At 71.9% G+C, this 22,869-nt stretch carries 20 protein-coding genes; 11 read left to right on the top strand and 9 right to left on the bottom strand.

What is annotated here, in order from left to right:
* Positions 1-15: 15 nt before the first annotated feature.
* A complete protein-coding gene (locus tag ACLQ2N_RS26810) occupies positions 16-2,148 on the bottom strand; it encodes a sigma-70 family RNA polymerase sigma factor (protein WP_425816703.1) in 2,133 nt (710 codons plus the stop codon).
* Positions 2,149-2,423: 275 nt separating this feature from the next.
* On the opposite strand from ACLQ2N_RS26810, the gene ACLQ2N_RS26815 reads away from it, so the two are divergent.
* Together ACLQ2N_RS26815 and ACLQ2N_RS26820 are read left to right on the top strand one after the other, a co-directional pair.
* Positions 2,424-3,860 (top strand): pectinesterase family protein, encoded by a 1,437-nt coding sequence (locus ACLQ2N_RS26815; RefSeq protein WP_425816705.1) that lies wholly within the window; start codon positions 2,424-2,426, stop codon positions 3,858-3,860.
* 49 nt (positions 3,861-3,909) lie between these two features.
* On the top strand, positions 3,910-5,397 hold the full coding sequence (locus tag ACLQ2N_RS26820) for an RICIN domain-containing protein (RefSeq protein WP_425816707.1): 1,488 nt from the start codon (positions 3,910-3,912) through the stop codon (positions 5,395-5,397).
* A 46-nt stretch (positions 5,398-5,443) separates the two neighbouring features.
* On the opposite strand, the gene ACLQ2N_RS26825 is transcribed toward ACLQ2N_RS26820, so the two are convergent.
* Positions 5,444-6,256, bottom strand: coding sequence for a hypothetical protein (locus ACLQ2N_RS26825; RefSeq protein WP_425816709.1), 813 nt, complete (start codon positions 6,254-6,256; stop codon positions 5,444-5,446).
* Between the two features lie 320 nt (positions 6,257-6,576).
* On the opposite strand from ACLQ2N_RS26825, the gene purN reads away from it, so the two are divergent.
* Together purN and purH are read left to right on the top strand one after the other, a co-directional pair.
* Complete coding sequence (gene purN, locus ACLQ2N_RS26830) at positions 6,577-7,233, top strand: phosphoribosylglycinamide formyltransferase (RefSeq protein WP_425816711.1); 657 nt, start codon at positions 6,577-6,579, stop codon at positions 7,231-7,233.
* On the top strand, positions 7,220-8,773 hold the full coding sequence (gene purH / locus ACLQ2N_RS26835; protein ID WP_425816713.1) for a bifunctional phosphoribosylaminoimidazolecarboxamide formyltransferase/IMP cyclohydrolase: 1,554 nt from the start codon (positions 7,220-7,222) through the stop codon (positions 8,771-8,773). Before purN ends, purH begins: the two co-directional genes overlap by 14 nt.
* 84 nt (positions 8,774-8,857) lie before the next feature.
* Here the strand turns inward: purH and ACLQ2N_RS26840 are convergent, their stop codons facing one another.
* Entirely contained in the window at positions 8,858-9,442 is a 585-nt protein-coding gene (locus tag ACLQ2N_RS26840) for an RDD family protein (protein WP_425816715.1), read from the bottom strand.
* Positions 9,443-9,668: 226 nt separating this feature from the next.
* On the opposite strand from ACLQ2N_RS26840, the gene ACLQ2N_RS26845 reads away from it, so the two are divergent.
* The 3 genes from ACLQ2N_RS26845 to ACLQ2N_RS26855 all read left to right on the top strand — a co-directional run bounded on the left by ACLQ2N_RS26845 (position 9,669) and on the right by ACLQ2N_RS26855 (position 12,387).
* Complete coding sequence (locus tag ACLQ2N_RS26845; protein ID WP_164399210.1) at positions 9,669-10,538, top strand: bifunctional methylenetetrahydrofolate dehydrogenase/methenyltetrahydrofolate cyclohydrolase; 870 nt, start codon at positions 9,669-9,671, stop codon at positions 10,536-10,538.
* The gene (locus ACLQ2N_RS26850; protein ID WP_425817107.1) at positions 10,519-11,043 is read left to right on the top strand and encodes a DUF3017 domain-containing protein; all 525 of its coding nucleotides are present in this window, start codon (positions 10,519-10,521) and stop codon (positions 11,041-11,043) included. The genes ACLQ2N_RS26845 and ACLQ2N_RS26850 overlap by 20 nt, the downstream gene beginning before the upstream one ends.
* A gap of 354 nt (positions 11,044-11,397) precedes the next feature.
* The gene (locus tag ACLQ2N_RS26855) at positions 11,398-12,387 is read left to right on the top strand and encodes a malate dehydrogenase (protein WP_425816717.1); all 990 of its coding nucleotides are present in this window, start codon (positions 11,398-11,400) and stop codon (positions 12,385-12,387) included.
* 60 nt (positions 12,388-12,447) lie between these two features.
* On the opposite strand, the gene ACLQ2N_RS26860 is transcribed toward ACLQ2N_RS26855, so the two are convergent.
* Both ACLQ2N_RS26860 and ACLQ2N_RS26865 read right to left on the bottom strand, forming a co-directional pair.
* Complete coding sequence (locus ACLQ2N_RS26860; protein WP_425816719.1) at positions 12,448-13,173, bottom strand: isocitrate lyase/PEP mutase family protein; 726 nt, start codon at positions 13,171-13,173, stop codon at positions 12,448-12,450.
* An 8-nt stretch (positions 13,174-13,181) separates the two neighbouring features.
* On the bottom strand, positions 13,182-13,691 hold the full coding sequence (locus ACLQ2N_RS26865) for a carboxymuconolactone decarboxylase family protein (RefSeq protein ID WP_425816721.1): 510 nt from the start codon (positions 13,689-13,691) through the stop codon (positions 13,182-13,184).
* Between the two features lie 47 nt (positions 13,692-13,738).
* Here ACLQ2N_RS26865 and ACLQ2N_RS26870 point away from each other — a divergent pair, with 47 nt between their 5' ends.
* Positions 13,739-15,145: a PLP-dependent aminotransferase family protein gene (locus tag ACLQ2N_RS26870; protein WP_425816723.1), complete on the top strand. Its 1,407-nt coding sequence runs from the start codon at positions 13,739-13,741 to the stop codon at positions 15,143-15,145.
* A 48-nt stretch (positions 15,146-15,193) separates the two neighbouring features.
* On the opposite strand, the gene rocD is transcribed toward ACLQ2N_RS26870, so the two are convergent.
* A complete protein-coding gene (rocD, locus tag ACLQ2N_RS26875) occupies positions 15,194-16,399 on the bottom strand; it encodes an ornithine--oxo-acid transaminase (protein ID WP_425816725.1) in 1,206 nt (401 codons plus the stop codon).
* A gap of 179 nt (positions 16,400-16,578) precedes the next feature.
* Between rocD and trpS the strand changes: the two genes are divergently transcribed.
* Positions 16,579-17,592, top strand: a complete 1,014-nt coding sequence (gene trpS, locus ACLQ2N_RS26880) for a tryptophan--tRNA ligase (RefSeq protein ID WP_425816727.1) — start codon at positions 16,579-16,581, stop codon at positions 17,590-17,592.
* 106 nt (positions 17,593-17,698) lie between these two features.
* Positions 17,699-18,292, top strand: coding sequence for a 2'-5' RNA ligase family protein (locus tag ACLQ2N_RS26885; protein ID WP_425816729.1), 594 nt, complete (start codon positions 17,699-17,701; stop codon positions 18,290-18,292).
* Between the two features lie 6 nt (positions 18,293-18,298).
* On the opposite strand, the gene ACLQ2N_RS26890 is transcribed toward ACLQ2N_RS26885, so the two are convergent.
* Both ACLQ2N_RS26890 and ACLQ2N_RS26895 read right to left on the bottom strand, forming a co-directional pair.
* A complete protein-coding gene (locus ACLQ2N_RS26890) occupies positions 18,299-19,087 on the bottom strand; it encodes a decaprenylphospho-beta-D-erythro-pentofuranosid-2-ulose 2-reductase (protein ID WP_425816731.1) in 789 nt (262 codons plus the stop codon).
* A 29-nt stretch (positions 19,088-19,116) separates the two neighbouring features.
* Positions 19,117-20,457, bottom strand: coding sequence for an FAD-binding oxidoreductase (locus ACLQ2N_RS26895; RefSeq protein WP_425816733.1), 1,341 nt, complete (start codon positions 20,455-20,457; stop codon positions 19,117-19,119).
* 140 nt (positions 20,458-20,597) lie between these two features.
* On the opposite strand from ACLQ2N_RS26895, the gene ACLQ2N_RS26900 reads away from it, so the two are divergent.
* Complete coding sequence (locus ACLQ2N_RS26900) at positions 20,598-21,554, top strand: YihY/virulence factor BrkB family protein (RefSeq protein WP_425816735.1); 957 nt, start codon at positions 20,598-20,600, stop codon at positions 21,552-21,554.
* On the opposite strand, the gene ACLQ2N_RS26905 is transcribed toward ACLQ2N_RS26900, so the two are convergent.
* Positions 21,502-22,776 (bottom strand): D-alanyl-D-alanine carboxypeptidase family protein, encoded by a 1,275-nt coding sequence (locus ACLQ2N_RS26905; RefSeq protein WP_425816737.1) that lies wholly within the window; start codon positions 22,774-22,776, stop codon positions 21,502-21,504. The genes ACLQ2N_RS26900 and ACLQ2N_RS26905 overlap by 53 nt on opposite strands.
* Positions 22,777-22,869: the final 93 nt, after the last annotated feature.

The raw sequence follows: 22,869 nt of genomic DNA on the forward strand, positions 1-22,869 counted from the left end.
TCGGCGGCCCGGTCGTCAGGGCGTCATCGGCGCGCCCACGGCGACGCCCGGGTCGCGGGGGCGGAGGAAGGCGGTACGGGGCAGTGAGCCGTCATTCCCCCGCAGGCCCTGCGCCCCGTGCGGGTCCTTCGAGCCGAGGTCGCTCAGGGACACATCCGGTCCCGCCGCGTCCCAGGTGTTGCCCACCGAGTGGACGGCCGGGCCGGGCGCCGTCTCACGGCCGTCGTCCCAGGCGGCGTTCCTTCTGGCGGTGCCCGTGGTGTCGGAGAGCCGGAAGCCGGCGATGCCGTTGTGGTAGGTGCTGTTGCGCTCCAGGGTCAGGGCCCCCGCGTTCCCCAGGTCGGTGAAGCCGTAGCCCTCGTTGTCCCAGGCGGCGTTGAACCGGGCGGTGTGCGAGGCGGTGACCGTGGTGTGGCCGCCGCCGAACGCGAAGCCGTTCCCGTTCCCGTAGGCCCAGTTGCGTTCCAGCAGTACCGCGCCGGTGAATCCGCCCAGATCGACGCCGTCGCCCTCGTTGCCCCAGGCGCGGCACCGTCGGACGGTGTTGCCGTCACCCGTTCCGAAGACGATCGCCAGGCCCGTGCTGTGCCCGTTCGCCTTGCGGTTGTCGTGGAAGTCGCTGTCGACGACCGTGTTGCCGACGGTGTCCTCGCCCCGCAGGGTGAGTCCGGACCCGCCGTTGTGATGCACGTTCAGGCCGTCGAAGACGTCGTGCGCGCACCCGTCGCACACCCACGCGTGGTCGCGGGCCCCCCGCACCTCCAGATTCCGTACGGCCCAGTGGTCGGCGCGCTGGACGACGGCCCCCTCCCCGGCGGTCACCCCGGAGAGATCGAGCACCGGTCGTTCCCCGTGGCGCGCGGTCAGCGTGATGGGCTCGGCGGCGCTGCCGTCGGTGTCGAGGACGAGGGGTTCGGCGGGCCGGTAGGTGCCGCCGCGCAGCACGATGCTCTGCCCCGGACGTACCAGTCCGGCTGCCTTGGCGACCGTGGCGTACGGGTGCGCGAGGCTGCCGTCGCCCCGTGCGTCCGAGCCGTCGGGCGCCACGTACAGCTCGGCCGCTCCGGCCGGGGAGGGGGACGACGAAGGACGGCCGATGCCCGCGTCGGGGGCCGGAGCCGCCCTCGGCGCCACCTGGGGCGGGCCGGCCGGACTCGTGTGCCGCCCCCAGGGCAGTATGAGCGCACCGAGTACCACCACCGTCGCCGCCACCGCACCGGCCACCAGCCGGGGCCGGCTGCTCCGGACCGTGTGGGAGGCGAGTTCCGCGGCGGAGCCGGTGGGCGCGGCCCCGCCCGTCTTCAGGAGATCTCCGAGCCAGGCCAGCAGTGTCACGGGCACGGGCAGTACGGCGATGCCGGGCAGCAGCCGCTCGGGGGGGATCAGCCCGTCGCGCCGGGAGCCACAGGCCGGGCAGTCGCGGACGTGCCGGGCCAGCCGCTTGCGCCACAGCCCGCTGGGCTGTCCGTTCCAGCCTCGGGCGGCGGCGACGAGTCCGGGGCAGGGCGGCGCGGCGGAGAGCCCGCCCACAATGAGCCGGGATATCTGCAGCCGCTCCTTCATCCGCTGCACCCGGACCGCGGCATGGGTGCGCGGCAGCCGCAGCGCCGCCGCCAGCTCGCCTCGGGTCAGTACCCCGGCGGTCTCCTCCCACCACAGTGCGAGCAGGTGGCGGTCGGCGGCATCCAGCCAGCGGGCGGCGTGGACGACGTCGCGGCGCTGGTCGGCGAGGACCAGCTCGGTGACGCTCCGCTCCGCGAAGTCGGCCCGAGGGTCAGCTGGCTCCGTGGCCTCCTGCTCCAGGCCGGGCCGTACGCGGGCGAGCCGATGGCGGCGTCGGTACTGCTGGATCTGCCGGTAGACGATGGCCACGGCCCAGGAGTGGAAGCGGTCGGGTTCCCGGAGCGCCGGCAGCCCTCGCACGATGTGCAGCATCACCTCCTGCACCTGGTCGTCCGCGTCGGCGTGACCGTCGAGGGCGCGGGCGACGATCCGGTGGACCAGCGGCAGGCAGCCGGCGAGCAGCGCCTCCAGCGCGGACCGGTCGCCGCCCTGGGCGGCCCGGACCAGTGACATCTCGTACGGCGTGGTGCCTCGGGGGTGGGGCTCGCCGCCGGCGTGGGTGCCTCCTGGCGGAGGGTGGTCCATGAGTTCCGCTCCCTCGCACGTGTCCCTGCTGAACCGGTGTACGAAGTGGCCCCCCGGAACCGCGGCTGACGATCACTCACATCGAACGCGCGCCCTTCGGTCGTGGATTCTGACATGGCCGCAGCCGTGGGTAAAGCAAGGGCTTTCTGAGATTTCTGTTATCCGTCACCCCCTCGCAGCACCTATCCCTTCGCCGCGGTTCTCCCCGGCCGCAGGCACCTTCAGGTACCGCTCCGAGGAAGGGACGACAACTCATGAGATCCGAACCTCCACGTATGACCGCTCCCGGCAGCGCCATCGCCGCAGTGGTGTCCGCTCTGGCCGTGGTGGCCGGTGGGCTGGCCGTGTCGGTGTCGACGGCGGGCGGTGCTGCCGCGGCCTCGGTGCCGGCGGTGGATTCGGCGTATCAGCTGGTGGTGGCGAAGTCGGGCAAGTGCGTTGATGTGCCGGGTGCTTCGCAGGTCGCGGGCGCGGAGCTTCAGCAGTGGGGCTGTACGGCGGATTCGCCGTGGCAGCAGTTCCGGCTGAAGTCGGCAGGCAGTGGTGTGTACACGCTGGTGAGTGAGAGCAGTGGGCAGTGCGTCGATGTGCCCGGTGGTTCCACGGTCAGTGGTGTGCGTGTCGTGCAGTGGGGGTGTGGTGCGGGCAAGACGAATCAGCAGTGGACGCTGACGCCCAGTGGTTCCGGTACGTGGCAGATCGTCAATGTGAAGTCGGGTCTGTGCCTGTCAGACGAGCTGGCGTCGACCAGCAACGGGACGGCGATCATCCAGGAGACCTGCACCCAGAACACCAACAAGCAGTGGACCTTCAAGCCCGTCGGGGAGCGGCCCACCGTCGCGGCCGACGGCTCGGGCACCTACCGCACCGTGCAGGCGGCGGTCGACGCCGTCCCCGCGAACAACGCCCGGCCCGTCGACATCACCATCGCTCCCGGCACCTACCGGGAGATCGTCCGCATCCCCGGTGACAAGCCCTACATCACGCTGCGCGGGCTGGGATCGGGGCCGTCCTCGACGGTCGTCGTCAACAACCACTCGGCCGGTGAGTACGGCACATCGGGCAGCGCCACCATGTTCGTGGACGGGCACGACTTCAGGGCCGTCAACCTGACCGTGTCGAACGACTTCGACGAGAGCTCCGCCTCATCGGGTCACCAGGCCCTGGCCATGAGTCTGAACTCGGACCGTTCCGTGCTCGACAACGTACGGCTCCTCGGTGACCAGGACACTCTCCTGGTCAACAACTCGGCGCGGAGCTACGCGGTGAACTCCTACGTGGAGGGCACCGTGGACTTCATCTTCGGCGGCGGCACGATCGTGTTCGACCGCTGCGACATCTACGAGAAGCGGTCCACCGGCGGCCCGATCACCGCAGCCAGCACGGATGCCGGGAAGAAGTACGGCTTCCTCTTCTACAAGTCGAGCATCACCGGCGCGTCCGCCAACCGGACCCAGCTCGGGCGCCCGTGGCGCCAGGACGCCCAGGTCCTCTACCGCGAGTCGACGCTCAGCTCCACCGTCGCCGCGGCCCAGCCGTGGATCGACATGTCGTCCAACAGCTGGAAGAACGCCCGGTTCGGCGAATACCGGAACACCGGTTCCGGAGCGGGCGTCAACAGCAACCGGCCGCAGCTGGGCGACGGCGCCGCCGCCGACTACACCCCGCAGAAGTACCTCGCCGGCAACGACGGCTGGAACCCCGTCCGCTGAACCCGGCTCCCCACCCTCTCGCTTCACTCGTACAGGAAAGAAGGCAGACATGACACAACGCAGCATCCGTCGTCGCGGGTCCCACAGGCGCGGTTCGGGCAAGGTCGTGGCCGGGGTGGTTTCCGCTCTGGCCGTGGTGGCCGGCGGGACGGCTGTGTCACTGGCGGGTTCCGCTGAGGCGGCGGTGCTTCCGGCGGTGGACACGGCGTATCAGTTGGTGGTGGCGAAGTCCGGTAAGTGTGTGGATGTGCCGGGTGCTTCGCAGGTCAGTGGTGTGGGGCTTCAGCAGTGGAGCTGTACGGCGGGTTCGCCGTGGCAGCAGTTCCGTCTGAAGTCGGCGGGTGGTGGTGTGTACACGCTGGTGAGTGAGAGCAGTGGGCAGTGTGTGGATGTGCCCGGTGGTTCCACGGTCAGTGGGGTGCGGGTGGTGCAGTGGGGCTGTGGTGCGGGTAAGGCCAATCAGCAGTGGAAGCTGGCGCCCAGTGGTTCCGGTACGTGGCAGATCGTCAATGTGAAGTCGGGTCTGTGTCTGTCCGACGAGCTGGCGTCGACCGGCAACGGCACGGCGATCATCCAGGAGACCTGCACCGACAACACCAACAAGCAGTGGGCCTTCACCCCCGTCGCCGGCAGTGGCGGACGCTCCTGGTCGACCACGGCCGACGGCTTCGCCTCCACCGGCGGCGGCACCACGGGCGGCGCGGCGGGCGCGACGGTCACCGTCAAGACCTACGCGGACCTGGTGAAGTACGCGGGCGCGGCCGAGCCGTACACCATCAAGGTGGCCGGTGCGATCACCGTCACCCCGTACGGCCGGGAGATCCCGGTCAAGTCGAACAAGACGCTGGTCGGCGTCGGCACATCCGGCCAGATCGTCAACGGCGGGTTCTTCCTCGGTGAGGGCACCCACAACGTCATCATTCGGAACCTCACCATCCGGGACACCCGGATGACCGAGGACGACCCGGACGACAAGGACTACGACTACGACGGCATCCAGATGGACACCGCGGACCACATCTGGATCGACCACAACCGCATCCAGCGGATGAACGACGGGCTCATCGACAGCCGCAAGGACACCAGCTACCTCACCGTGTCCTGGAACGAGCTCGGCGAGGTCAACAAGGCCTTCGGCATCGGCTGGACGGAGAACGTCACCGCCCGCATGACGATCCACCACAACTGGATCCACGACACCAACCAGCGCAACCCCAGCGTCGACAACGTGGCGCTGGCGCACCTCTACAACAACTACATGCAGAACATCACGTCGTACGGCAACCTCTCGCGCGGCAAGTCGAAGACCGTGATCGAGAACAGCTACTACGACCACGTGGCCAACCCGTACTACCCCGACACCTCGGCCGCGTCCCTGACCCAGTCCGGTTCCCTCGTGGTCGACTCCAGCGGTAAGCAGCAGACCAACGGAACGACCTTCGACCCGCACAGCTACTACAGCTACTCCCTGGACGCCGCCAAGGACGTCCCGGGCCTGCTGAAGCGGTACACCGGTCCGCAGAGCAACATCGGCTAGAACGGGCACTGCGCCGGGCCCCCGTCCGCGGGGTCCGGCGCGGCTCTCAGCGCTTGACGCCGAAGAAGGGCTCCAGCGGCTTCGGGAGCAGGTCGTTGCAGGCCAGCTGGCCCGACTTGGTCAGGGCGTCGTTCACACAGGTGTAGTAGTCGCGGTAGACCATCTGCACCGTGAACGTCGTCGCGACGATCGCCAGCGCGACCACACCCGTCACCAGACCGCTCACCGCCGCCGTGGTCTGCTGCCGGCCCCCGCGCTGCGAGGCGAGCGTGTCCGGCGCCGGAACGCTCCCGTCCGCCGTACCGGGCGCGGCGGGTCCCTCCGCCGCGCCACCGGCCACCGGCGGCTTCGGCTTGGCGCGCAACGCGCTGACCGCCCAGTACGTGGCGAGCGCGCCGAGCAGCAGGGCGATCTCCGAGAAGTCGAAGATCGCGAAGAAGAAGGCCCACATACCGGAGAGCAGCGCGTAGCGGGCGCGGCGCTGGACGGGGTCGGTCGGGTCCCAGCGCGGGCCGGCCGGGGGTCTCTCCTGACCGGCGGGACCGGAGGGGCGCCCCCCGAAGGAGCCGCTCTGGCGGCCGGGCTGCTGACTGCTCCACTGGCTGCCCCACACGGGCCGGTCGTCCGACGGCTGCCCGTCGGACCCGTTGTCGCCATCGCCCCCGCCGGACGGGTGGCGCGGCTGCCAGGGCTGGTCGGGGCGGCCCTCGGGCGGCGGCGCGAAGGGGTTGTCGTCGTTCGGGCTCCCGGAGGAACCGGAGGAGCCGGAGGGAGAGGACGAGGAGGAGCGCTCGCGCATCAGCACGGCGGCCCGCTCGGGCAGCGGCTGGCGGAAGGCGGTGCGGCGTCGGTCCGGCATGTGGTGAACGTCTTCCCCATCTCGTCGTTTCCGCCCGGCGGACGGTTCGCTGCCCCTGACGCTACCTTCCGGCGAGGAGGGGCCGAAAGCGGGGAGCGCGGGGTCCGTCACCCCCCGGGGACCTCCCCTCCGTCACCCCCGTCAGGCAGGGGCGCGGCGCGGTGCCGGTATCGTTGCTGACGGTCGGCCCGTTCGTAGAGTTCCCCGTATGGGGGAGCGCGCTTCTTTCGTACGACCGTACAAATCGCTGGCCGCCGCCCCGGTGCCGTGGTGGCGGGCCGGCCGCTTCGAACCGCTCGCACGCGAGAAAGGGCCCAGCCGTGGCCTCCCCGCTTCCCTCCGCCGCCCCGGCCCGTGTGGTCGTCCTGGTCTCCGGTTCCGGTACGAACCTCCAGGCCCTGCTCGACGCGATCGGTGACGATCCCGAGGGCTTCGGCGCCCGGATCGTCGCGGTCGGCGCCGACCGCGACGGCATCGCCGGCCTGGAACGGGCCGAGCGCGCCGGGCTCCCCACCTTCACGTGCCGCGTCAAGGACCACGCCACCCGCGAGGAGTGGGACGCCGCGCTCGCCGGGGCCACCGCCGCGCACCGGCCGGACCTCGTGGTCTCCGCCGGGTTCATGAAGATCGTGGGCAAGGAGTTCCTGGCCCGGTTCGGCGGCCGGTTCATCAACACCCACCCCGCCCTGCTCCCCAGCTTTCCCGGTGCCCACGGCGTGCGTGACGCGCTCGCGTACGGCGTGAAGGTCACCGGGTGCACCGTCCACTTCGTCGACGACGGCGTCGACACCGGTCCGATCATCGCGCAGGGCGTGGTCGAGGTGACCGAAGAGGACACCCCGGAGGGCGAAGCGGCCCTCCATGAACGCATCAAGGAAGTCGAGCGCAAGCTGCTCGTCGAGGCCGTGGGGCGGCTCGCCCGCGACGGCTATCGCATTGAGGGACGAAAGGTTCATCTCGGTCATGTCGGAGAATAAGCCCATCCGCCGCGCCCTGGTCAGCGTCTACGACAAGACGGGCCTCGAAGACCTCGCCCGCGGCCTGCACGAGGCGGGTGTCGAACTGGTCTCCACCGGGTCCACCGCCGGAAAGATCGCCGCCGCCGGTGTCCCGGTCACCAAGGTCGAGGAGCTGACCGGCTTCCCCGAGTGCCTCGACGGCCGCGTCAAGACGCTGCACCCGCGCGTCCACGCCGGCATCCTCGCCGACCTGCGCCTCGACGCGCACCGCGAGCAGCTGGCCGAGCTGGGCGTCGAGCCGTTCGACCTGGTGGTCGTCAACCTGTACCCGTTCAAGGAGACCGTCGCCTCCGGCGCCACCGCCGACGAGTGCGTCGAGCAGATCGACATCGGCGGCCCGTCCATGGTCCGCGCCGCCGCCAAGAACCACCCCTCCGTGGCCGTCGTCACCAGCCCGGAGCGTTACGCCGACGTGCTCGCCGCCGTCGAGGCGGGCGGCTTCGACCTGACCGCCCGCAAGCGGCTCGCCGCCGAGGCGTTCCAGCACACCGCCGCCTACGACGTGGCCGTCGCCGGCTGGTTCGCCGCCGACTACGCCGCCGCCGACGACTCCGGCTTCCCGGACTTCTTCGGCACCACGTACGAGCGCCAGGACGTCCTGCGCTACGGCGAGAACCCGCACCAGCCCGCCGCGCTCTACACCTCGGGCACCGGCGGTCTGGCCGGTGCCGAGCAGCTGCACGGCAAGGCGATGTCGTACAACAACTACACGGACACCGACGCCGCCCGGCGCGCCGCGTACGACCACGCCGAGCCGTGCGTCGCGATCATCAAGCACGCCAACCCGTGCGGCATCGCCATCGCCGACGACATCGCCGAGGCGCACCGCAACGCCCACGCCTGCGACCCGCTGTCGGCGTACGGCGGTGTCATCGCCGTCAACCGACCGGTGACCGTCGCCATGGCCGAGCAGGTCGCGGAGATCTTCACCGAGGTCATCGTCGCCCCGGCGTACGAGGACGGCGCGGTCGAGATCCTGTCCCGCAAGAAGAACATCCGCGTGCTCCGCTGCCCCGAGGCCCCGTCCGCCGAGGTCGAGGTCAAGCCGATCGACGGCGGCGCGCTGCTCCAGGTCACCGACCGCCTCCAGGCCGAGGGCGACGACCCGGCCAACTGGACGCTCGCCGCGGGCGACGCGCTCTCCGCCGACGAGCTGCAGGAGCTCGCCTTCGCGTGGAAGGCGTGCCGGGCGGTCAAGTCCAACGCCATCCTGCTCGCCAAGGGCGGCGCCTCGGTCGGCGTCGGCATGGGCCAGGTCAACCGGGTCGACTCCGCGAAGCTGGCCGTCGAGCGCGCGGGCGAGGAGCGGGCCGCCGGTTCCTACGCGGCGTCCGACGCCTTCTTCCCCTTCCCGGACGGGCTGGAGATCCTGACCGCCGCCGGCGTCAAGGCCGTGGCCCAGCCGGGCGGTTCGGTCCGCGACGAGCTGGTGGTCGAGGCCGCGAAGAAGGCCGGCGTGACGATGTACTTCACGGGCACCCGGCACTTCTTCCACTGAGCCGCCCCGTCCCCGTACGCCCGAGGGCCGTAACCCCGCGCGATCCGCGTGCGGTTACGGCCCTCGGGCCTGCTTGAGGGGCGGTCAGCCGACGCGCACCACGACGGTGGAGCAGACCTTGTCCGCGAAGGTCTGGTTCTTGGAGTCCCAGAGCGGCCACAGGAAGCCGATGTAGCAGGCTATGCCGTCCAGGAAGTGGGCGAGGTAGCGGACGAAGGTCATTCCGAAGCCGAGCGGGCGGCCGTCCTGCTCGCGCAGGAGGCTGATGCCGAGGGCCTTCTTGCCGACGAACTGGCCGGTCGTGCCTTCCTTGTACAGCTTGAAGAGACCGAGCCCGATGGCGACGACGACACCGAGCGCCATCACTCCGGCGCCCGCGCCGCCGCCTATGCCCCCGCCGACGGCCAGGATGACGCCGTAGGGGACGCCGACCACCAGGTAGTCGATCAGGACCGCGCCGACGCGCCGCCACCAGCCGGCCAGCGGCGGGCGGGCACCGTAACCGGGCTGCTGGCCGTAGTCGCCACCCGGCACCGGCGGGGCCGTCGGATAGCCGTACCCCTGCTGCGGCACGCCCTGCGGGGCCTGCGGGTAGCCGTAGCCCGGCTGCTGCGGCTGACCGGGCTGCTGCCCGTAAGGGTTGTTCGGGTTCGGGTCGCCGAAGCTCATGGGCGTTCCTCCAACAGATGTACGGGGACGGTGCGGCCGCACGGAGGAAGAGAAAACGTCAGCGGTCCAGCCCCCCGGTTACTGCTGCGGCACAGCGGCCTTCATCGTGATAAGCGGTTAGTACGTTTGTCCAGCCGCGGTTCGAGAAGTTGTCCAAGTGCAACCTTGCGTCCACGCCTGGTACCTGATTGGTCCGAGGGCGGGGTCATCCGGGAGTATGGGGACCATGACTGCCCAGATTCTCGATGGCAAGGCCACCGCAGCCGCGATCAAGTCCGATCTGACCGCCCGCGTGGCGGCCCTCAAGGCCCGGGGCGTCACGCCCGGCCTTGGAACCCTGCTGGTCGGGGACGACCCGGGCAGCAGGTGGTACGTGAACGGCAAGCACAAGGACTGCGCGCAGGTCGGCATCGGCTCCATCCAGCGCGAACTCCCCGACACCGCCACGCAGGAGGAGATCGAGGCCGTCGTCCGCGAGCTCAACGCCGATCCCGCCTGCACGGGCTACATCGTGCAGCTGCCCCTGCCCAAGGGCATCGACACCAACCGCGTCCTGGAACTGATGGATCCGGCCAAGGACGCGGACGGCCTCCACCCGATGAACCTCGGCCGCCTCGTGCTCAACGAGACCGGCCCGCTGCCGTGCACCCCGCAGGGCGTCGTCCAGCTCCTGCGCCACCACGGCGTCGAGATCAACGGTGCCCACGTCGTGGTCGTCGGACGCGGTGTCACCATCGGGCGGTCCATCCCGCTGCTGCTCACCCGCAAGTCGGAGAACGCCACGGTGACCCAGTGCCACACCGGCACCCGGGACCTGGCCGCCCACCTGAAGCAGGCCGACATCATCGTCGCCGCCGCGGGGGTGCCGCACATCATCAAGCCCGAGCACGTGAAGCCGGGCGCCGCCGTCCTGGACGTCGGCGTCAGCCGCGACGAGAACGGCAAGATCGTCGGCGACGTCCACCCCGGCGTGGCCGAGGTCGCCGCCTGGATCTCGCCGAACCCGGGCGGTGTCGGCCCGATGACCCGCGCCCAGCTGCTCGTCAACGTGGTCGAGGCCGCCGAGCGCGACGCGGCTGCCGTCTCCGCCGGCTGACCCCGTGGGTGCTGGTACGAGCCCGGACACCGGCTCCACGGAGGAGACCGGCGCGACCGGGGCCACGGCGGACTCCTCCGAGCCGTCCGACGCCGGCGCCGCCGCCACCCGGCGGTCGCGGCGGTTCTCGCTGACCCGGGACACCGCGCGGCCCGAGGGCGGCGGGCGGGCGGCCGGCGGGGACGCGCCGGCACCGGCCCGGCAGTGGCCGCTGCTCGCGGTGCTCTGCACGGCCGGCGCCGGACTGCTGATCGTGGCGGCCGATCCCTTCGAGGAAGCCTTCCGCGTCGGCACGATACTGATCGGCATCGGCCTCGTCCTCGGGGCGGTCCTGCGCGTGACCGTCCGGTCGGTGGGCATGCTCGCGGTGCGGTCCCGCTTCACCGATCTGGTGACGTACGGCCTGCTCGGCGTCCTCATCGTGCTGCTCGCGCTGGTCGCGCAGCCGGAGCCGTGGCTCGACATCCCCTTCCTGGAGGACGCGGTCCACTTCACGGTCCGCTGACCCGCGCTCCGCCGAACGGAGAACCGGTGGCCGTCCCCTCCCCCGAGAAGGGACGGACACCGGAGGCGGGGCAACCCGGAGCGCGAAGCTCCCGAAACGGCGGTCGAGCGGCCTTGCCCCGTCCTGCGTCCAGCCTTGTCGAGAGCCCTCACCCGTTCAAGGGATGGCTGATCCCTGTGGCACGGAAGTGACCATTCCGCCATGGTGTGATCGACAGGCAACGGGGGCCGGGCGGCCGTGGGGTTCCGGGTCGGATAGCCTGGCCGACGGATATCTCTTCACATCAAGATTCAGGGAGATGTCCCGCACCAGGGGCCAGGAGCCCGGACCGCCAGCTGTCTAACGGAGATCGCCATGACCCGCACTCCCGTGAATGTCACCGTGACCGGCGCAGCCGGCCAGATCGGCTACGCGCTGCTCTTCCGCATCGCCTCCGGCCACCTGCTCGGCCCGGACGTGCCGGTCAACCTGCGTCTCCTGGAGATCCCCCAGGGGCTGAAGGCCGCCGAGGGCACCGCGATGGAGCTCGACGACTGCGCCTTCCCGCTGCTGCGCGGCATCGAGATCACCGACGACGCGAACGTCGGCTTCGACGGTGCGAACGTCGCCCTGCTCGTCGGCGCCCGCCCCCGCACCAAGGGCATGGAGCGCGGCGACCTGCTCTCCGCCAACGGCGGCATCTTCAAGCCGCAGGGCAAGGCGATCAACGACAACGCCGCGGACGACATCAAGGTCCTCGTCGTCGGCAACCCGGCCAACACCAACGCGCTCATCGCGCAGGCCGCCGCCCCGGACGTCCCGGCCGAGCGGTTCACCGCGATGACCCGCCTCGACCACAACCGCGCGATCTCGCAGCTGGCCGCCAAGACCGGTGCCGCCGTCTCCGACATCAAGAAGCTGACGATCTGGGGCAACCACTCGGCCACCCAGTACCCGGACATCTTCCACGCCGAGGTCGCCGGCAAGAACGCCGCCGAGCTCGTCGACGACGAGGCGTGGCTGGCCGACACCTTCATCCCGACCGTCGCCAAGCGCGGCGCCGCGATCATCGAGGCCCGTGGCGCCTCCTCCGCCGCCTCCGCCGCCAACGCCGCCATCGACCACGTGTACACCTGGGTCAACGGCACCGCCGAGGGCGACTGGACCTCGATGGGCATCCCGTCGGACGGCTCCTACGGCGTGCCCGAGGGCATCATCTCGTCGTTCCCGGTCACCACGAAGAACGGCACGTACGAGATCGTCCAGGGCCTGGACATCAACGAGTTCTCCCGTGCGCGCATCGACGCCTCGGTGAAGGAGCTCACCGAGGAGCGCGACGCGGTCCGCGAGCTCGGCCTCATCTGATCCACCAGACACCACGCCCCCGGCAGCCGCAGCGCTGCCGGGGGCGTGGTGTGTGCTACGTCAGCGGAGCCGGTCCGCGATCTCCCGCACCGCGGCCATCGCCCGGCGCTGGAGCCCTGGCCCGAAGGTGATCCGGGTCGCGCCCAGCTCACCGAGGCGGCCCGGGCCCGGCCCGTCCGGGCGGGCCAGCGCGTTCAGCGGCAGCCCGGGCAGGGCTCCGGCCAGCGGCCCGAACACCTCGGGCGGGGCCATGATCGGGTACAGGCAGTCCGCGCCCGCCGCCGCGTAGAGCCGCGCCCGGCGCAGGGTCTCCGCCGCCGGGTCCACCCCGTCCGGGACGCCCGTGACGTACGTGTCGATCCGGGCGTTCACGAAGAGCGCGTCCCCGGCCGCCGCCCGCACCGCGGCCAGCCGGTCCGCCTGCGCTCCGGCGTCCAGCAGGACCCCGTCCACCGTGTCCTCCAGGTTGCAGCCGACCGCCCCGGTCGCGAGCAGCCGCTCCACCAGCTCGGCGGGCGCCAGCCCGTACCCGGCCTCGATGTCGGCGGAGACCGGTACGGAGACGGCCCGGGCGATCCGCGCCACCGCCGCGAACATCTCGGCGGCGGGCGTCGAGCCGTCCTCGTAACCCAGGGACGCGGCGACCCCCGCGCTCGGCGTGGCGAGCGCGGGGAATCCGGCGTCCGCGAAGACCAGGGCGCTCGCGGCGTCCCACGGGCCGGGGAGGACCAGCGGGTCACCGGGGGCACGGCCGTGGTGCAGGGCCCGCAGGCCCGACGCGGTCACCGGGCCGCTCAGCCGTGGTCGCCGGGCGTGTAGTGGCCCGGCACCATGCGGGTGGTCACGGCGAACCGGTTCCACGAGTTGATCGTGATGATCGAGGCGATGAGGTGGGCCAGCTCCTCCTCGCCGAAGTGCTTCGCGGCCCGCGCGTACACCTCGTCCGGCACGAAGCCGTCGGTCAGCACGGTCACCGCCTCGGTCAGTTCGATCGCGGCGATCTCCTTCGGGGTGAAGAAGTGCTGCGACTCCTCCCAGGCGCTGAGCTGGATGATCCGCTCCACGGACTCGCCCGCCGCGAGCGCGTCCTTGGTGTGCATGTCCAGGCAGAACGCGCAGTGGTTGAGCTGCGAGGCGCGGATCTTCACCAGCTCGCCGATCACCGGGTCGATGCCCTTGCGGGAGACGGCGTCCAGGCGGGCCATCGCCTTGTAGACGTCAGGGGCGTGCTGCGCCCAGGCCAGGCGGGGGGTGTGTTCGGGACAGTAGCCGGAGGTGCTTTCGCTGTTCTCGTTCGTCGTCATGCCCCTCACGCTACGGGGAGAGTGGCGCAGCGGTATGGTCCATTTCCATGACAGATGCCTGGGCCACTTTCGGCGCCGACCTCCATCTCGACCCGACCGGCTCGACCGGTCTGCGGGCCGGCCTGATGGACGCCCTGCGCGAGGCCGTCCGCACCGGCCGCCTGGCGCCCGGGACCCGCCTGCCGTCCTCCCGCACCCTCGCCGCCGACCTGGGCGTCGCCCGCAACACCGTCGCCGACGCCTACGCGGAGCTCGTCGCCGAGGGCTGGCTCACCGCCCGCCAGGGCTCCGGCACCCGGGTGGCACGCCGCGCCGACCCCCGGCCCCCGGCGGCACCGGAGGCCCCCCGCGCCAGGCCGCCGCGCGGCGCACCCGCGTACAGCCTGAAGCCGGGCACCCCGGATCTGGCCACCTTTCCGCGCGCCGAGTGGCTGAAGGCCGCCCGGCGCGCCCTGTCCGCCGCGCCGAACGACGCCTTCGGCTACGGCGACCCGCGCGGCCGGATCGAGCTGCGCACCGTCCTCGCCGAATATCTGGCCCGGGCGCGCGGGGTGTACGCCGACCCGGACCGGATCATCGTCTGCTCCGGATTCGTGCACGGCCTGATGCTGCTCGGCAAGGTGCTGCGCGGGCGCCGGGTGCGGGAGGTGGCCGTCGAGTCGTACGGTCTCGGCGTCCACACCCGTCTGCTCACCGAGGCCGGGCTGCGCATCCCCTGCCTGCCGCTCGACGAGCTCGGCACCCGGACCGGCGAGCTGCACACCCTGCGCCACGCGGGCGCGGTCCTGCTGACCCCCGCGCACCAGTTCCCCACGGGCGTTCCGCTCCACCCGGACCGGCGGGCGGCGGCCGTCGACTGGGCCCGGGCCACCGGCGGGCTGATCCTGGAGGACGACTACGACGGCGAGTTCCGGTACGACCGCCAGCCGGTCGGAGCCCTCCAGGGCCTGGACCCGGAACGCGTCGTCTACCTGGGCACCGCCAGCAAGTCCCTGGCACCGGGGCTGCGGCTCGGCTGGATGGTGGTGCCGCGCGCCCTGGCGCCCGCGGTCGCCGAGGCGAAGGGGGCGAGCGACTGGGCACCGGGCGCGCTGGACCAGCTGACGCTCGCGGAGTTCATGGCCTCGGGGGCGTACGACCGGCACGTGCGGTCCATGCGGCTGCGCTACCGCAACCGGCGCGACCAGCTCGTCGCGGCGCTGGCCGAGCGCGCCCCGCGGATCCGGGTCAGCGGGATCGCCGCCGGGCTGCACGCCGTCCTCGAACTCCCGGAGGGCGGCGAGGCCGAGGTGATCCGGGCGGCGGCCTGGCAGGGCCTCGCGGTCGAGGGCCTGGCCTTCTACCGCCACCCGGACGCCGCACTGAAACGCGAGGCGCTGGTCATCGGCTACGGCACCCCGGCGGACAGCGCGTGGACGGGGGCGCTGGAGGCGCTGCTGCGGGTGCTGAGCTGAGGGGGCGGGCTCACCCGGGCCGTGCTCCCGGCCCGCGCCCGCCCCGGTTCAGCCCCGCAGCACCTCCCGCAGCTGGTCGAGCCCCCAGTCCAGGTCCTCCTTGCCGATCACCAGCGGCGGCGCGATCCGGATCGTGGAGCCGTGGGTGTCCTTCACCAGGACCCGGCGCTCCATCAGCCGTTCGGAGATCTCGCGGCCCGTGCCCAGCTCCGGCTCGACGTCCACGCCCGCCCACAGCCCGCGTCCCCGTACGGCCCGCACCGCGCCCCCGCCCGCCAGCAGCCCCAGCTCGTGGTGGAGGTGGTCGCCCAGTTCGGCGGCGCGCTGCTGGTACTCGCCGGTGTTCAGCATCGCGATGACCTCCAGCGCCACCGCGCAGGCCAGCGGGTTGCCGCCGAACGTCGAGCCGTGCTCCCCGGGGCGGAACACGCCGAGCACCGCCGCCGACGACACCACGGCCGACACCGGCACGACGCCGCCGCCGAGCGCCTTGCCGAGGAGGTACATGTCGGGGACGACGCCCTCGTGCTCGCAGGCGAAGGTCTTCCCGGTCCGGCCCAGACCGGACTGGATCTCGTCCGCGACGAACAGCACGTTCCGCTCGCGGGTCAGCTCCCGCACCCCGGCGAGATAGCCGGGCGGCGGCACCAGCACGCCCGCCTCGCCCTGGATCGGCTCGATCAGCACGGCCACGGTGTTCTCCGTCATGGCCTCGCGCATCGCGGTGAGATCCCCGTACGGCACGATCTCGAAACCGGGGGTGTACGGGCCGAAGTCGGCACGGGCCTCCGGGTCCGTGGAGAAACTGATGACGGTGGTCGTGCGGCCGTGGAAGTTGTCGGCGGCGACGATGATCTTCGCCATGCCGTCCGGGACGCCCTTGACCCGGTAGCCCCACTTGCGGGCGGTCTTCACCGCCGTCTCGACGGCCTCCGCCCCGGTGTTCATCGGGAGCACCATCTCCATGCCGCACAGCTCCGCCAGGCGCGTACAGAAGTCCGCGAAGCGGTCGTGGTGGAAGGCCCGGGAGGTGAGCGTCACCCGCTCCAGCTGCGCCCGCGCCGCGTCGATCAGCCGGCGGTTGGTGTGGCCGAAATTGAGTGCCGAGTATCCGGCGAGCATGTCGAGGTAGCGGCGCCCCTCGACATCGGTCATCCAGGCCCCGTCCGCCGTGGCGACGACGACGGGCAGCGGGTGGTAGTTGTGCGCGCTGTGCGCCTCGGCGGAGGCGAGGGCGTTTTCCGTGGTCGACACGGGATCTCCGATCGTCGTGCGGCGTAAGCCGGGGTTGGGCCCACTTTGTATCGTCGGTCGGTTCTCCCGCGAGGAAACCTTCACTTCACGGCGCGCCCGCGATTTCCGCCGCGCGGGCCCGCCGGGCGATTCCTCCACCGGCTGCCCGGGAAGGGCCGCACACCTGAGACAATGAGCCCATGGCCTCTGAACGTCCCCGCGTGCTATCCGGAATCCAGCCCACCTCCGGCTCGTTCCACCTCGGCAACTACCTCGGCGCGGTCCGCCAGTGGGTGGCCCTGCAGGAGTCCCACGACGCCTTCTACATGGTCGTCGACCTGCACGCCATCACCGTCGCGCAGGACCCGGCGCAGCTGCGGGCCAACACCCGGCTCGCCGTCGCCCAGCTGCTGGCCGCCGGGGTCGACCCCGAGCGCTGCACGGTGTTCGTCCAGAGCCACGTGCCCGAACACGCCCAGCTGGGCTGGGTGATGAACTGCCTGGCCGGGTTCGGCGAGGCGTCCCGCATGACGCAGTTCAAGGACAAGTCCGCCCGGCACAGCGCCGACCGCACCTCGGTCGGCCTGTTCACCTACCCGATGCTGATGGTCGCCGACATCCTGCTCTACCAGGCCGACGAGGTCCCGGTGGGCGGGGACCAGCGCCAGCACCTGGAGCTGACCCGTGATCTCGCCGAGCGGTTCAACGGCACCTACGGCGACACCTTCACGATCCCGGAGCCGTACATCCTCAAGGAGACGGCGAAGATCTACGACCTCCAGGACCCGTCCTCGAAGATGAGCAAGTCGACGGCGAACCCGAAGGGGCTGATCAACCTCCTGGACGAGCCGAAGACCACCGCCAAGAAGGTGAAGAGCGCCGTCACCGACACCGACACGGTGATCCGCTTCGACCTGGCCGAGAAGCCCGGCGTCAGCAACCTGCTCGCCATCTACTCGGCGCTCACCGACGCCTCGGTGCCGGAGCTGGAGCAGAAGTACGAGGGCAAGGGCTACGGCGCGCTGAAGACGGACCTGGCCGAGGTCGTGGTCGACTTCGTCACACCGTTCCGCACGCGTACGCAGGAATACCTGGACGACCCCGAGACGCTGGACTCCATCCTGGCCGAGGGTGCCGAGAAGGCGCGGGCCGTGGCCGCCGAGACCCTGGCGCTCACCTACGACCGGATGGGCCTTCTGCCCGCCAAGCACTGAGTCCAAGGACCCTGGCGGCACAGGGCTCGCAGGCGGCACACTTGCGGCGTGAAGTCTGCGGCCGCCCGTGGCTGAAAACAGACCACCGAGGATTGAGGAGAACGACGTGGGGACCGTAACGCTCGGCGTTTCGATCGCGGTCCCGGAGCCCTACGGCAGCCTGCTCCAGGAACGCCGCGCGAGCTTCGGGGACCCTGCCGCACACGGCATTCCCACCCACGTCACCCTCCTGCCGCCGACCGAGGCCGAGGCCGCCGACCTGCCCGCGATCGAGGCGCACCTCGCCTCGATCGCGACCGGCGGCCGCCCCTTCCCGATGCGGCTGGCCGGCACGGGCACCTTCCGCCCGCTGTCCCCGGTCGTCTTCGTCCAGGTGGTCGAGGGCGCCTCGGCCTGCGCCTGGCTCCAGAAGCGGGTCCGGGACGCCTCCGGGCCCCTGGTGCGCGAGCTCCAGTTCCCGTACCACCCGCATGTGACCGTCGCCCACGACATCTCCGAAGCGGCGATGGACCGGGCGTACGAGGAGCTCGCCGACTACGAGGCGTCCTGGATCTGCGGCTCCTTCGCGCTGTACGAGCAGGGCCGGCTGGACCGCGTCTGGCGCAAGATCAACGAGTTCCCGTTCGGCGCGGGCGGCACCGGCCCCGCGGTCCCCGCGCAGAGCGGCAGCACCCTGGACGCGCCCTCGCTGCACCCGTAGCGCCCGTCACACCGGCAGCCGCCGGAACAGCGGCCGGGGTACGTGCCGCAGCGCGGACATCACCGCGCGCAGCGCCCCCGGCACCCACACCGTCTCCGAACGCCTCCGCAGCCCCGCCACGATCGCGTCCGCCACCGCACCCGGCGTCGTCACCAGCGGCGTCCGGGTGAACGGGATCGTCGCCAGCGGCCCCCCGGCTCCCCGGACCGCCGCCGCGTCCGGGACCACGAGCCCGGGCCGCACCACCATCACGTGCACCCCCGTGCCGTGCAGCGCGTCGCCGAGGCCCTGCGCGAACACGTCCAGGCCCGCCTTGCTCGACCCGTAGATGAAGTCCGCCCGCCGGGCCCGCTCGCCGGCCACCGAGGACAGCACCACCAGGGAGCCGTGCCCCTGCGCCTGGAGCGCGCCCGCGCACACCAGACCGGCGGAGACCGCGCCGGTGTAGTTCGTCTGCGCCACCCGGACCGCCGCGAGCGGTTCCTCCTCGTCGCGCCCCTGGTCGCCCGGGATGCCGAAGGCGAGCAGCACCATGTCGATGTCGCCCTCGGCGAAGACCTTGCCGAGGACCGTCTCGTGGGACTCGGTGTCCAGCGCGTCGAACGCCACGGTCTGCACGTACGCCCCCCGGTGGCGCAGGTCCTCCGCCGCGGCCTCCAGGGCGGGCGAGGGCCGGCCGGCCAGCCACACCGTGCGGGTGCGGTGGGCGATCAGGCGGCGTGCGGTGGCGAGCCCGATCTCCGACGTGCCGCCGAGGACGAGCAGGGACTGCGGGGCACCGAAGGCATCCTTCACGGGAACGCTCCTTGCAGGGGAAGAGGGGTCTACAGCGACAGCCGGCGGGACAGGTCCGAGCGGAACGCCCCGTTCGGGTCCAGTTCGGCCCGCAGCGCCCGGAAGTCGGGCAGCCGCGGGTACATCGCGGCGAGCGCGCCGGGGCGCAGCCGGGCGTCCTCGGTGAGGGAGACCCGGCCGCCCGCCGCCGCCACCTCCTCGTCCAGCGAGTCGAGGAAGCGGGCGAGCCCCGGCAGGCCGGCCGGCAGATCGAGGGAGAGGTGCCAGCCGGGCGCGGGGAACGACAGCCAGCCGGGGCCGCCCTCGCCGCACCGCCTGAGCACCGCCCGGAAGGACGGGCAGCGGCTGCGGGCGATGCGTCCGACGATCCGCCGCAGCGTCTCCTCCTGTCCGTGCCCGACCAGGAACGCGTAGTGGATGCGGCCGCCGGTGGGGGAGACGCGGTTGCTGTGGGGCCGGGCGTCCAGGGCGCGGAAGAAGGCGCCGAGCGGCTGGAGCTCCCCGGTGCGCGACCGGGGAGCGGAGCGGTAGCCGATCTCGTTGAGCGCGGCGGCGGAGAGCCGGGCGAAGAGGCGGGGCAGCAGCGGCAGGGCGGCGGGGCGGCGCGCCGGGCCGAGCGCGAGCGCGGTGCGCCGGGCGTGCGCCGGGAGCGCCTGCACCGGTACGTGGTCCGCGCGGACCAGGACGCCGCGACCGGTGGCCCGGCCCCGGGCGGTGAGGTCGATCCGGGCGTACTCGTAGGGGCGGTGGCCGCGCGCCATCCGGGCCAGCAGGTCGTCCAGGCCGCCCGCCCGCTCGGTGTCCACCGACATCAGGGCCGTGGTGACGGGCCGGAACCGGAGCGTGGCCGAGAGGATGACGCCGGTCAGTCCGAGGCCGCCGGCGGTCGCGTCGAAGAGCGGGGTGCCCGGACGCACCGTACGCGCCTCGCCGTCGGCGGTGAGCAGCGTGAACTCCGTGACGTGGCGGGAGAAGGAGCCGGCCGCGCGGTGGTTGTCGCCGTGCGCGTCCGAGCCGATCGCGCCCCCCACCGTGACGTATCGCCCGCCGGGCACCACCGGCGGGAACCAGCCGAGCGGAAGCATCACCTCGCGCAGCCGGTGCAGTGTCGTGCCGGCGTCGCAGACCACCAGGCCGGCCGCCGCGTCGATCGCCCGGACGCGGTCGAGTGCCGTCATGTCGAGGACCGAACCCCCGGCGTTCTGCGCCGCGTCGCCGTGCGTCCGGCCCAGGCCCCGGGCGATCGAGCCGCGCGGCCCGCAGCCCAGCACGGTCGCCGCGGCCTCCTCGTGGCTACGGGGGCGGAAACGCAGCGCGGTCGTCGGGGCGGTGCGGCCCCAGCCGGTCAGGGACACGGTGTCGACAGACATGGGGGTGACCGTATCGCCCGGGATAACACCTTTGAGGGATTTGTTACAACACTCACCGAAATGGGTGATTGAGTGGCCGCCATCCCCCGCACCCCGCACCGGGCTTCGGTTTTGGCGCTCCGGAGGGGTAGTCGTGATCCATGGACTGGCTGAAGAAACTCCCCGTCATCGGGCCACTCGTCTCCCGGCTGATGGAGACGCACGCCTGGCGCAGTTACGAGACGCTGGTGCGGGTCCACTGGGCCCGGCTGGCCGCGGCCATCACGTTCATCAGCTTCCTCGCGCTCTTCCCGCTGATCGCGGTCGGCGCGGCGATCGGTGCCGCGCTGCTGACCGACAAGCAGCTGGACACGATCGAGGACAAGATCGCCGAGCAGGTGCCCGGCATCTCCGACCAGCTCGGCATCGACAACCTGGTCGCCCACGCGGGCACGGTGGGTCTGGTGGCCGGTGCGCTGCTGCTCTTCACCGGCATCGGCTGGATCGGCTCGATGCGGGACTGCCTGCGCGCGGTCTGGGAGAGGGACGACCTGGACGAGGGCAATCCGGTCCTGCGGAAGCTCCAGGACGCCGGGGTGCTGTTCGGCCTGGGCGGTGCGGCGCTGGTGACGCTCGCGATCTCCTCGGTCGGCTCGGTGGCCGTCGGCTGGGTCGCCGACCTGCTCCACATCCCCGAGGACGGGGCGGGCGGGGTGCTGCTGCGGATCGCCGCCCTGCTGGTGGCCGTCGCCGCCGACTTCCTGCTGCTGCTCTATCTGCTGACGCTGCTGCCCGGCGTCGAACCGCCGCGCCGCCGGCTGATGGTGGCCGCGCTGATCGGCGCGGTCGGCTTCGAACTGCTCAAGCTGCTCCTCGGCAGCTATATGAAGGGCGTCGCGTCCAAGAGCATGTACGGCGCCTTCGGAGTGCCGATCGCCCTGCTGCTGTGGATCAACTTCACGGCGAAGCTGCTGCTGTTCTGCGCCGCCTGGACGGCGACCCCGGGCAAGGAGGCCGAGCGGGCGGCGGACGCGGAGGGGGGCTCCACGCCCGCCGCCCGGCGCGTCACGGGCGAGGACGGCGACGCATCAGGTCCGGCAGCGGCCAGCGCCGGTTGACCAGGAAGACCCCGCCCGCCACGAGGACCAGCACCCCGCCGACGATGCCCAGCGCGATGCCGACCCCGCTGGAGCCGTCGGTGGCGGCCGCAGCCCGCGCGGCCTTGTCCGGCCCGTGGCCGCCCTTGTCCGTGGCCGCCGTGTCCGCCTCGGCGCCCTTGCCCGCCCCGGCGGTGTCCGCGCCGTCGCCGGTGACCGCGGACTTCGGCGCGACCAGCTCACCGACCGGGGTGACCTTGCCGGTCGCGGCGAACCCCCAGTCCAGGAGCCGGGCCGCCTCCTTGTACACCGCGTGCGTCTCGTCGTCGGCCGGGTGCATGACGGTGACCAGGAGGACCTTGCCGCCCTGCTCCGCGACGCCGGTGAAGGTGTTGCCGGCGTGCGTGGTGTAGCCGTTCTTGACGCCCGCGATGCCCTTGTACGCGGTGACGCCGTCGGCCCCGGTGAGCAGCCGGTTGGTGTTCTGGATGCCGAAGGTCTCGCGCTTCTCGCCCTTCTTCTTCTCGCCGGGGAACTGCGCGGTGGCGGTCGAGCAGTACTCCCGGAAGTCCGCGTTCTGGAGCCCGTCGCGGGCGAAGAGCGAGAGGTCGTACGCGCTGGAGACCTGCTCGGGCGCGTCGTACCCGTCGGGCGACACCACGTTCGTGTCCAGCGCCTGGAGCTCCACCGCGCGGTCCTGCATGGCCCGGACGGTCTTCGGCACACCGCCGTACATCGAGGCCAGTACGTGCACCGCGTCGTTCCCCGAGCGCAGGAAGACCCCGAGCCACAGGTCGTGCACCGTGTAGCTGAGGTCCTCCTTGATGCCGACGAGGCTGCTGCCCTCGCCCATGCCGGCGAGGTCCTCGTCCTTCACCGTGTACTCCCGCGTCTTCGGCAGGAGCGCCGGATCGTCGAGCAGGGTGTCCGCGAAGAGCATCTTCAGCGTGGACGCCGGGGGCAGCCGCCAGTGCGCGTTGTGCGCGGCGAGCACCTCGCCGGTCTCCGCGTCCGAGACCATCCACGACCGGCCCGTCAGCTTCTTGGGCAGCACCGGGGCGCCGGGCCCGAGGTTGACCTGGGTGCCGGTCCGCCCCAGCTGCGCGCCGCCCACCTGCGACATGGTCGCGGGAGGCTTGGGGGCGTCGTCGTCCCCGTCGGCCGCGGAGGCGGGCGTGACGGCGAAAGCGGACAGCAGGGCGGCAGAGGTGACCGCCAACGCGGCCTTCTTGAGAGCTGGCACGGTCGAAAACGTACATGCAGTTGATGTGAATATATGTACTGGCAGCATGACCCGCCGGGCGGACCGCCGGTACGGACCACCCCGCCCGAGCCC

Source organism: Streptomyces sp. DT224 (assembly GCF_049844595.1).
In the GTDB taxonomy this organism is placed as follows: Bacteria; Actinomycetota; Actinomycetes; order Streptomycetales; family Streptomycetaceae; genus Streptomyces.

What these genes read in the sequence shown, in the direction of transcription:
- ACLQ2N_RS26810 (WP_425816703.1), bottom strand. Translation starts at nt 2,148, where the DNA reads ATGGACCACCCTCCGCCAGGAGGCACCCACGCCGGCGGCGAGCCCCAC.
- ACLQ2N_RS26815 (WP_425816705.1), top strand. Translation starts at nt 2,424, where the DNA reads ATGACCGCTCCCGGCAGCGCCATCGCCGCAGTGGTGTCCGCTCTGGCC.
- ACLQ2N_RS26820 (WP_425816707.1), top strand. Translation starts at nt 3,910, where the DNA reads ATGACACAACGCAGCATCCGTCGTCGCGGGTCCCACAGGCGCGGTTCG.
- ACLQ2N_RS26825 (WP_425816709.1), bottom strand. Translation starts at nt 6,256, where the DNA reads ATGCCGGACCGACGCCGCACCGCCTTCCGCCAGCCGCTGCCCGAGCGG.
- purH (WP_425816713.1), top strand. Translation starts at nt 7,220, where the DNA reads ATGTCGGAGAATAAGCCCATCCGCCGCGCCCTGGTCAGCGTCTACGAC.
- ACLQ2N_RS26840 (WP_425816715.1), bottom strand. Translation starts at nt 9,442, where the DNA reads ATGAGCTTCGGCGACCCGAACCCGAACAACCCTTACGGGCAGCAGCCC.
- ACLQ2N_RS26845 (WP_164399210.1), top strand. Translation starts at nt 9,669, where the DNA reads ATGACTGCCCAGATTCTCGATGGCAAGGCCACCGCAGCCGCGATCAAG.
- ACLQ2N_RS26855 (WP_425816717.1), top strand. Translation starts at nt 11,398, where the DNA reads ATGACCCGCACTCCCGTGAATGTCACCGTGACCGGCGCAGCCGGCCAG.
- ACLQ2N_RS26865 (WP_425816721.1), bottom strand. Translation starts at nt 13,691, where the DNA reads ATGACGACGAACGAGAACAGCGAAAGCACCTCCGGCTACTGTCCCGAA.
- ACLQ2N_RS26870 (WP_425816723.1), top strand. Translation starts at nt 13,739, where the DNA reads ATGACAGATGCCTGGGCCACTTTCGGCGCCGACCTCCATCTCGACCCG.
- trpS (WP_425816727.1), top strand. Translation starts at nt 16,579, where the DNA reads ATGGCCTCTGAACGTCCCCGCGTGCTATCCGGAATCCAGCCCACCTCC.
- ACLQ2N_RS26895 (WP_425816733.1), bottom strand. Translation starts at nt 20,457, where the DNA reads ATGTCTGTCGACACCGTGTCCCTGACCGGCTGGGGCCGCACCGCCCCG.
- ACLQ2N_RS26900 (WP_425816735.1), top strand. Translation starts at nt 20,598, where the DNA reads ATGGACTGGCTGAAGAAACTCCCCGTCATCGGGCCACTCGTCTCCCGG.